This window comes from Cytobacillus sp. Bac17 (assembly GCF_024519925.1).
GTDB lineage: Bacteria > Bacillota > Bacilli > Bacillales > Cytobacillaceae > Cytobacillus > Cytobacillus pseudoceanisediminis.
The window spans coordinates 1-8900 of record NZ_JALJRC010000064.1; the positions used below are offsets into that span (position 1 = coordinate 1).

Consider the following 8900-nt stretch of genomic DNA (forward strand, 5'->3'; position numbering starts at 1 on the left):
TTAAGACACCGCCCTTTCACGGCGGTAACACGGGTTCGAATCCCGTAGGGGTCATACAAAAAAGCTGTCAACAATTTGTTGGCAGCTTTTTTGTTGTCTTTTCTGTTCCAGCCTGCCCTCGGTTAGTTGCTTTTTTGTTTTTTAATCAAACCTCTCTTCTTCCTTGCTTAATTTATTGCCTGGATTATTCAAATCGATTTCAGAAGATATTCCCGTATAGGGGCCTCTAAACATATCCCCTGTGGCCATAATCTTTCCATCCGGTGCTTCAAATATCGGAATTCTTATTTCATCTTTTGATGCCTCGTTTAATAAAAATTCCTCTTCTTTATTGCTCAAAATATTATTCTCCTTTCATTTTTTGCTTGCATACTTTGTTTTATTTTGTCTAAGTTTACCGGAGATTATGTCGAAGGCTGTTAAATTGGGCAGAATGCTATCGGTTTTTAACGGGATTTGAATGTTGTTGTCATAAAATTAAAAAAACTTTTACAAGGATTTTTCTCACGTCTCACGAATATAACAGGAAAGTCAAAAGAAACGACACTGGGTGGGGAGAAGGATGGTAGTGGATACTTTGGTTCCAACCGATTACCAGCTGCATTTGTTCCATGAAGGGACATATTATGAGAGTCACCAGTTATTTGGTGCACATGTAGTTTCAAATGGCGGAGAAGTGATTACCCGTTTTTGCGTATGGGCACCGAACGCTGAAATTATCAGATTAGTCGGTGATTTTAATGATTGGAATGGAGAAGGCTATACCTTACATAGAGTGAATAATGAAGGTGTCTGGTTTATTCAGCTGGATGGAAACATGGAAGGTGCCTTGTATAAGTATGAAATTGAAACAAAGAAAGGGGATGTGGTATTAAAGGCTGATCCTTATAGCTTTTTTTCAGAAGTAAGGCCCAATACAGCATCTATAGTATATTCGCTTGACGGATATCAGTGGAATGACAGCAAATGGATGCAAAAAAAAGAAATGAAGCCTATTTATACGGAGCCTGCAGTCATTTATGAAGTTCATTTGGGTTCGTGGAAGCAAAAAGAGTCTGGAAGTCTGTTTACATACAGGGAGCTTGCAGATGAACTCATTCCTTATGTGGTGGAGCATGGGTTTACGCATATAGAATTGCTTCCTCTAATTGAGCATCCGCTCGACGCTTCCTGGGGCTATCAGGGAACAGGTTATTACTCTGTTACAAGCCGTTACGGCAACCCGCATGATTTTATGTATTTTGTTGATCAGTGCCATCAGCAGGGTGTTGGGGTCATTCTGGACTGGGTACCGGGACACTTCTGCAAAGATGCCCACGGCCTTTACCAGTTTGATGGATCGTATTTGTATGAGTATGAAACAGAAGGCGACAGAGAGAACCGAGTATGGGGGACAGCTAATTTTGACCTGAGCAAAAATGAAGTTCAAAGCTTTCTTATTTCCAATGCTGTTTTTTGGATGGAAAAATATCATATTGATGGCTTTCGGGTTGATGCGGTGGCTAATATTATCTATTGGCCTAACCGGGATGGAAAGACAGAAAATCCATTCGGCACCCGTTTTCTGCAAAACTTAAATAAAGTTGTTTCGCAATATGATTCTTCCTTTCTCATGATGGCAGAGGATTCAACAGACTGGCCGCAAGTGACTGCACCAGTCCATTATGGAGGGCTGGGTTTTCATTACAAGTGGAATATGGGCTGGATGAATGACGTTCTTACATATATGGAAACAGCACCTGAGAGGCGATCTGATGTTCATGGAAAGATGACTTTTTCGCTTTTGTATGCTTTTACGGAAAACTTCATACTGCCTTTTTCACATGATGAAGTTGTCCATGGAAAGAAATCGCTGCTTGATAAAATGCCCGGAGATTACTGGCAAAAATTTGCGCAATTCAGGCTCCTGCTTGGCTACATGATTGCCCACCCCGGCAAGAAGCTTCTTTTCATGGGGAGCGAATTTGGGCAGTTTTCCGAATGGAAAGACAAAGAACAGCTTGATTGGCATCTGCTTGATTACGAGATGCATAAAAAAGCAAATGATTATGTGAAAGAATTAATAAAGGTTTATAAACGTTCAAAGGCTCTTTTTGAGCTTGATCACCTTCAGGATGGCTTTGAATGGATTGATTGTCATAATGCAGACCAATCAATCTTTTCCTTTATCAGAAAAGGCTCAAAAGTGGATGATTTTCTTGTGATTGTCTGCAATTTCACACCTGCTTTCTACCCTAATTATCGTATTGGAATTCCAAAGGCGGGGTCTTATAGGGAAATACTCAACAGTGATAGTGATAGCTTTGGAGGATCAAATAGCACCAACAAGAGGGTCCTTAAGACTGAGGAAAAAGAGTTTCACGGCAAGCCGTTCAGTTTGGAAATGTCTATTCCGCCATTTGGCATTTCAATCTTACGCCCTGTAAAACATCGGAAGGAGAGGAAGGGAAATGGGAAAGAAAAAGTGCGTCGCAATGTTATTAGCAGGAGGGAAAGGGAGCAGGCTTAGTTCTCTAACAAAAAGTCTTGCGAAACCTGCAGTGCCATTTGGAGGGAAATACCGGATTATTGATTTTACATTGAGCAATTGCACCAATTCCGGAATTGATACAGTCGGTGTTCTTACCCAATACCAGCCGCTGGTTCTGAATTCGTATATTGGCATAGGCAGCGCATGGGATCTTGATAGAAAGAACGGCGGTGTGACAGTGCTGCCCCCTTACAGTGAATCATCGGAAGTCAAGTGGTATACGGGAACAGCAAGTGCTATTTATCAGAACCTCAATTATCTAAAGCAATATGATCCGGAATATGTCCTGATTTTATCCGGTGATCATATTTATAAAATGAATTATGAGCTGATGCTGAATTATCATATTGAAAAAGGCGCGGATGCGACTATTTCTGTAATTGAAGTACCTTGGCCGGAGGCAAGCAGGTTCGGAATCATGAATACAGATGAGGAGATGCGGGTCGCAGAATTTGAGGAAAAACCAGCATATCCAAAAAATAATCTGGCCTCCATGGGAATATATATTTTTAATTGGTCTGTTTTAAAAGAATATCTGGAAATGGATGACCGCAATCCGGAGTCCACTCATGACTTTGGAAAGGACATCATTCCATTAATGCTTGACGAAAATAAAAAGCTGTTCGCATACCCGTTCAATGGCTATTGGAAGGATGTCGGTACAGTCAAGAGCCTGTGGGAGGCAAATATGGATTTATTGGATGATGAATGCGAGCTGAATCTTTTTGATCATGATTGGCGGATCTATTCGGTGAATCCGAATCATCCTCCACAGTATATTTCAACTCAAGCTGAGGTTGCAGAGTCTTTGATAAATGAAGGCTGTACAATTGAAGGGGAAGTTGAAAAGTCAGTGCTTTTTCAAGGGGTGCTGGTTGGGAAGAATACTGTGATCCGTGAATCGGTCATCATGCCTGATGCTGTAATTGGTGAAAATGTCTATATTGAAAAGGCGATAGTGCCAAGCGGAATGAACATACCTGATGGCGTTGTGATTAGTGCTTCCGAAGAAGATGATGAAATTATTCTGATAACACAGGAAATGATACAGGGAATTTGTTCTTAATTCACAGCCTGGATGCCAAAACGGCGCCTGGCCAATAAAACGGGAGGGAATGTCATGAAGAAGAGAATGCTTGGTGTGATAGACGCAACAACCTACCATGAAGATTTAGAGGAATTGACAGTACACAGGTCGCTCGCAGCTGTTCCGTTTGCAGGCCGCTATAGGCTAATCGATTTTGTTCTCTCCAATATGGTCAACTCGGATATTGAAAGTGTTGCCATATTTCCAAAGTATCAATATCGCTCTTTAATGGATCATCTTGGTTCGGGAAAAAACTGGGACCTAAACAGAAAAAGGGATGGGCTATTCTTTTTCCCATCTCCTTTGCTGGATAGTCCAAGTAAAGGAATTGGATCTTTCAATCACTTTGCTGCTAATTTGGATTATTTTTATCGCAGCAAACAGGAATATGCATTGATCTCAAACTGTTTTACAGTTTTTAATATGGATTTCAGGCCTGTTCTAGATAGACATATTATGACGGGGTGTGATATTACAGTTGTTCGGCAGGATGGGCGCTCCCTTGAAATGTACCTTGTAAAAACTTCGCTGCTCGTTAGCTTAATAGAAAATAGAAACGAAACTGGATACACATGCATGAGTGATGTCGTTACAGACATCCATCATTCCTATACGATATGCAATTATGAATATGCCGGTTTGGCCGTCATGATTGATTCCATTGAAAATTACTTTGCTGCCAGCATGGGCCTATTGGAACCGGAGGCATGGAAAAATATTTTCCTGCGCAGCCAGCCAATTTATACAAAAGTAAAAGATGAGCCGCCAACCCGTTATATGAAAGGTGCAAGCGCAAAGAATTCGATGATTGCGAATGGATGCATGATTGAAGGGACAGTTGAGAACAGCATTATCTCCCGCGGGGTAAAAATTGGCAAGGGCTCAGTCGTGAAAAACTGCATAATTATGCAAAAAACCCAAATTGGAGAAAACTGTGTTTTAGACTCCGTTATTTTAGATAAAGATGTTAAGGTAGAATCCGGTGCCAGGATTGAGGGAAGACATGAAATGCCTCTTGTTATTCGCAAAGGTACCGTACAAGGAGCGCTGATGAACTCGTGAAAGTATTGTTTGCTGTTTCTGAATGTGTTCCATTCGTTAAATCCGGAGGTCTTGCTGATGTAGCCGGTTCTCTCCCGAAAGAACTTGCAAAGCAGGGGACTGACGTACGGGTTATTCTTCCTAAGTATGGTTCCATATCAGATGATTTAAAAAAGAAAATGTCTAAAAAGTGCGAGTTTACAGTTCAGGTAGGATGGAGAAACCAGTTTTGCGGAATTGAAGAACTTGAGCATCAGGGAATCGTATTCTATTTTGTTGATAATGAATACTACTTCAACCGTGAAAAATTATACGGGTATTACGATGATGGAGAGAGGTTTGCCTATTTTAACCGGGCCGTTCTGGATGCTCTTCAGCATATTGATTTCTATCCGGATGTTATTCACAGCCATGATTGGCATACTGGGATGATTCCTTTTCTGCTGAGGGTTGAGTATCGTGCGAAAAAGGGGTATGAGTTCATTCGGACAGTCTTCACCATTCATAATCTTCAGTTTCAGGGAATCATGCCGGGGAGTGCTTTAGGAGATTTATTAGGGCTTGACTATAGCCATTTTCATCCAGATAAGCTTGAATTCTTCGGAAATATCAATTTTATGAAGGGCGGACTTGTCGCTGCTGATAAAATTACAACAGTCAGCCCTACTTATAAAGATGAAATTCAAACGAAATATTACGGAGAGAAACTGCATGATTTGCTGAAGCGCAGAGCTTATGATTTGGAAGGAATCCTAAATGGGATTGATGATGAGTTTTATAATCCTGAGAAGGATCCATTTATAAAAGAAAATTATGCCTTTGAAAAGCTTCAGATTAAAAAAGAGAATAAGATGCATCTTCAGAAAAAATTCAGCCTGCCGGTAAAGGAAGAGGTTCCTCTGATAGCCATGGTTACGAGACTGACAAAACAAAAGGGCCTGGACCTTGTTAAATGTGTGTTCCATGAGCTAATGCAGGATGATATACAAGTTCTGGTTTTAGGAACTGGGGATCCTGAGTTTGAGCAATTTTTCAGGGAGATGGAAGCGGGGTACCCCGATAAGTGCAAAGCATTTATTGGGTTTGATGAGGGGCTTGCACATGAATTCTATGCAGGGTCCGATTTATTCTTAATGCCTTCACAATTTGAGCCATGCGGTTTAGGACAGATGATTGCCATGAGGTATGGATCCATTCCCATCGTCAGGGAAACAGGCGGATTAAATGATACTGTTCATTCTTATAATGAATACACAGGAGAAGGCAACGGTTTTTCCTTCAGCCATTTTAATGCCCATGATATGCTGTACACTATTAGAAGAGCAGTAAGCTTTTTCGGTGACAGCAAAATATGGGAGCAAATTATGAAAAATGCAATGGGAATGGATAATAGCTGGGCGCAATCCGCTTTCAAATACAATCAGCTATATGCAGGCCTTGTTTCAAGGAGTGAAAGCCATGTTTTCTGATCGCGATGAGTTCAAAGAGGAATTCCTGAAGAAACTGGAGATGACATGCGGTAAAAGCTTTGGTGAAAGCACAGAAAGAGATCATTACTTCACACTCGGAAATATGATCAGGGAACATGTGAGCACAGAGTGGATTAATACAAATGAGCGGTACCGCATCGACCGTGAAAAGCAGGTGTATTACTTATCCATCGAGTTTTTATTGGGACGCCTGCTTCATCATAATCTGATCAATCTGGGAATTGAGCAGGTTGTTAAAGAGGGCCTCGCAGATCTGGGAATTGACTTGAACCGTCTTGAAGAAATCGAGGCAGATGCAGGGCTTGGAAACGGCGGGCTGGGACGTCTGGCAGCTTGCTTTATGGATTCACTTGCATCCTTGAATCTTCCCGGCCATGGCTGCGGAATTCGCTATAAGCATGGACTATTTGAGCAGAAAATTGTGGATGGCTATCAGGTGGAGCTTCCGGAGCAGTGGCTGCGGAACGGTCATGTCTGGGAAGTAAGAAAAGCAGACCTGGCGATTGAAGTTCCTTTTTGGGGCAAAGTCGAAACCGCAGAGGACAACGGCAGGCTTGTTTTCCGCCATGTGAATGCTGAGACAATTTCGGCTGTTCCTTACGATATGCCTGTCGCTGGATATAAAACAGATACAATTAACACTCTCAGGCTTTGGAATGCTGAACCCTCTCCTTATCCTGTAAATCATGATATTTTAAAATATAAACGGGAAACCGAATCTGTTTCGGAGTTTCTTTATCCTGATGATACCCATGATGAAGGGAAGATTTTAAGGCTGAAGCAGCAATACTTTCTTGTTTCAGCCAGTATCCGTTCCATTGTGTGTTCCTATCGAAAGCAGCATAATAGTTTAAGAGATTTCCATGATTTTGTGAGCATTCATATTAATGATACACATCCGGTCCTTGCCATTCCTGAACTTATGAGAATCCTGCTGGATGAAGAGGGAATGGGCTGGGAGGAAGCCTGGGACATTACTGTCCGGACGATTGCCTATACGAATCATACTACTCTTTCAGAGGCTTTGGAGAAATGGCCTATCCGTATTTTCCAGCCTTTGCTTCCGCGGATTTACATGATAGTGAATGAAATTAATGAGCGCTTTTGCAGCGAACTTTGGAACAGATACCCGGGTGACTGGAAGCGGATTGAGGATATGGCGATCATCGCACATGACCAGGTTAAGATGGCACACCTTGCCCTTGTCGGCAGCTCCAGCGTAAATGGTGTAGCTGCACTTCATACAGAAATCTTAAAGAAGCGGGAAATGAATCAGTTTTATGACATTTTTCCTGAGAAATTTAATAATAAAACCAATGGGATCACACATAGAAGATGGCTCCTGAAAGCCAATCCGCTTTTGTCCGATCTTATTAATGAGGGCATTGGGGCTGGCTGGATTCGGGAACCGGAAAAGCTTCACGAACTGGCAGATTTTAAGAATGATAGAGTTTTCCTTGATCAGCTGCATCAGGTTAAGCAATTGAACAAGGAAAGATTGGCGAAGCGCATCCAGGAGCAGCAGGGCATTGTGGTTGATACGTCTTCCATTTTTGACATTCAGGTTAAGCGTCTGCATGCTTATAAGCGCCAGCTGTTAAATATTCTTCATGTTATGCATTTATATAATAGGCTGAAGGAAGACTCCAATTTCCGCATGCACCCGCGGACATTTATTTTCGGGGCAAAAGCTTCGCCGGGCTATTACTATGCAAAGAAAATCATTAAATTAATTAATACCGTTGCTGTAAAGGTGAACAATGACCCGCAGACAAGAGATATTCTAAAGGTTATCTTCATGGAAAATTACCGGGTTTCGCTGGCGGAGGAAATTTTTCCGGCTGCGGATATCAGCGAGCAAATTTCAACGGCAAGCAAGGAAGCTTCCGGTACAGGCAATATGAAATTCATGATGAATGGTGCTTTGACAGTGGGCACGCTGGATGGAGCCAATATTGAGATAAAAGAAAAAGCAGGGGATGACAATATTTTCATCTTTGGCTTAACGGCAGATGAGGTTCTCAGTTATCACCAGAATGGCGGATATAATTCCAGAGAGTATTATCATCATGATAAACGAATCCGCCAGGTTGCCGACCAGCTCGTGAATGGATTTTTCCCGGACGCCGATGATGAGTTCGAGCCCATTTTTGACTCACTGCTGATGGAAAATGACCAATACTTTGTGTTGAGGGATTTTGCTTCCTATGTCAATATCCAGAAAGAAGCCGGGAAAGCATATGAGGGTCGGGAACATTGGCTGAAAATGAGCTTAATGAACATTGCCGGTTCAGGATACTTTTCCAGCGACCGCACAATCAGCGAATATGCACGGGATATCTGGAAAATCAAGCCCGCTGGCGTTGAAATGATGAATAAGTAAAAAGGAGAACAGCCTTTCCGGTGAGAAGAGGCTGTTTTTTGTTGATTAGTGGGAATTACCCCCAGAATGAAGGTGGTCAAGAGAAAATGGGAGTTAATCAGGGGGAATTACGCCAAAAATGAAAGTGCTCAAGAGAAAATGGGAGTTAATCAGTGGCAATAAAGCCCAAAATGAGGAGGCTCAAGAGAAAATGGGAGTTAATCAATGTAATAACGCCCAAAATGAAGGTGGTCAAGAGAAAATGGGAGTTAATCAGTATGAATAATGCCCAAAATGAAAATGCTCAAGAGAAAATGGGAGTTAATCAATGTGAATAACGCCCAAAATGAAGGTGGTCAAGAGAAAATGGGAGTTAATCAGTATGAATAA

7 protein-coding genes are annotated in these 8900 nt (G+C 41.8%); 6 read left to right on the forward strand and 1 reads right to left on the reverse strand.

What is annotated here, in order from left to right; translation table 11 throughout:
- Positions 1-141: 141 nt before the first annotated feature.
- Positions 142-339, reverse strand: a complete 198-nt coding sequence (locus tag NR125_RS28890) for a hypothetical protein (protein WP_009333423.1) — start codon at positions 337-339, stop codon at positions 142-144.
- Positions 340-562: 223 nt separating this feature from the next.
- On the opposite strand from NR125_RS28890, the gene glgB reads away from it, so the two are divergent.
- The 6 genes from glgB to NR125_RS28920 all read left to right on the forward strand — a co-directional run bounded on the left by glgB (position 563) and on the right by NR125_RS28920 (position 8796).
- On the forward strand, positions 563-2509 hold the full coding sequence (glgB, locus tag NR125_RS28895) for a 1,4-alpha-glucan branching enzyme (RefSeq protein ID WP_009333422.1): 1947 nt from the start codon (positions 563-565) through the stop codon (positions 2507-2509).
- Entirely contained in the window at positions 2451-3596 is a 1146-nt protein-coding gene (locus tag NR125_RS28900; RefSeq protein ID WP_009333421.1) for a glucose-1-phosphate adenylyltransferase, read from the forward strand. The genes glgB and NR125_RS28900 overlap by 59 nt, the downstream gene beginning before the upstream one ends.
- Positions 3597-3650: 54 nt before the next feature.
- On the forward strand, positions 3651-4679 hold the full coding sequence (locus NR125_RS28905; RefSeq protein WP_019382986.1) for a GlgC family sugar phosphate nucleotidyltransferase: 1029 nt from the start codon (positions 3651-3653) through the stop codon (positions 4677-4679).
- Positions 4676-6127: a glycogen synthase GlgA gene (gene glgA / locus NR125_RS28910; protein WP_192907817.1), complete on the forward strand. Its 1452-nt coding sequence runs from the start codon at positions 4676-4678 to the stop codon at positions 6125-6127. Before NR125_RS28905 ends, glgA begins: the two co-directional genes overlap by 4 nt.
- Positions 6117-8531: a glycogen/starch/alpha-glucan phosphorylase gene (locus tag NR125_RS28915; RefSeq protein WP_009333418.1), complete on the forward strand. Its 2415-nt coding sequence runs from the start codon at positions 6117-6119 to the stop codon at positions 8529-8531. The genes glgA and NR125_RS28915 overlap by 11 nt, the downstream gene beginning before the upstream one ends.
- A gap of 118 nt (positions 8532-8649) precedes the next feature.
- Positions 8650-8796: a hypothetical protein gene (locus NR125_RS28920; protein WP_157380199.1), complete on the forward strand. Its 147-nt coding sequence runs from the start codon at positions 8650-8652 to the stop codon at positions 8794-8796.
- The last annotated feature ends 104 nt before the right edge of the window (positions 8797-8900 follow it).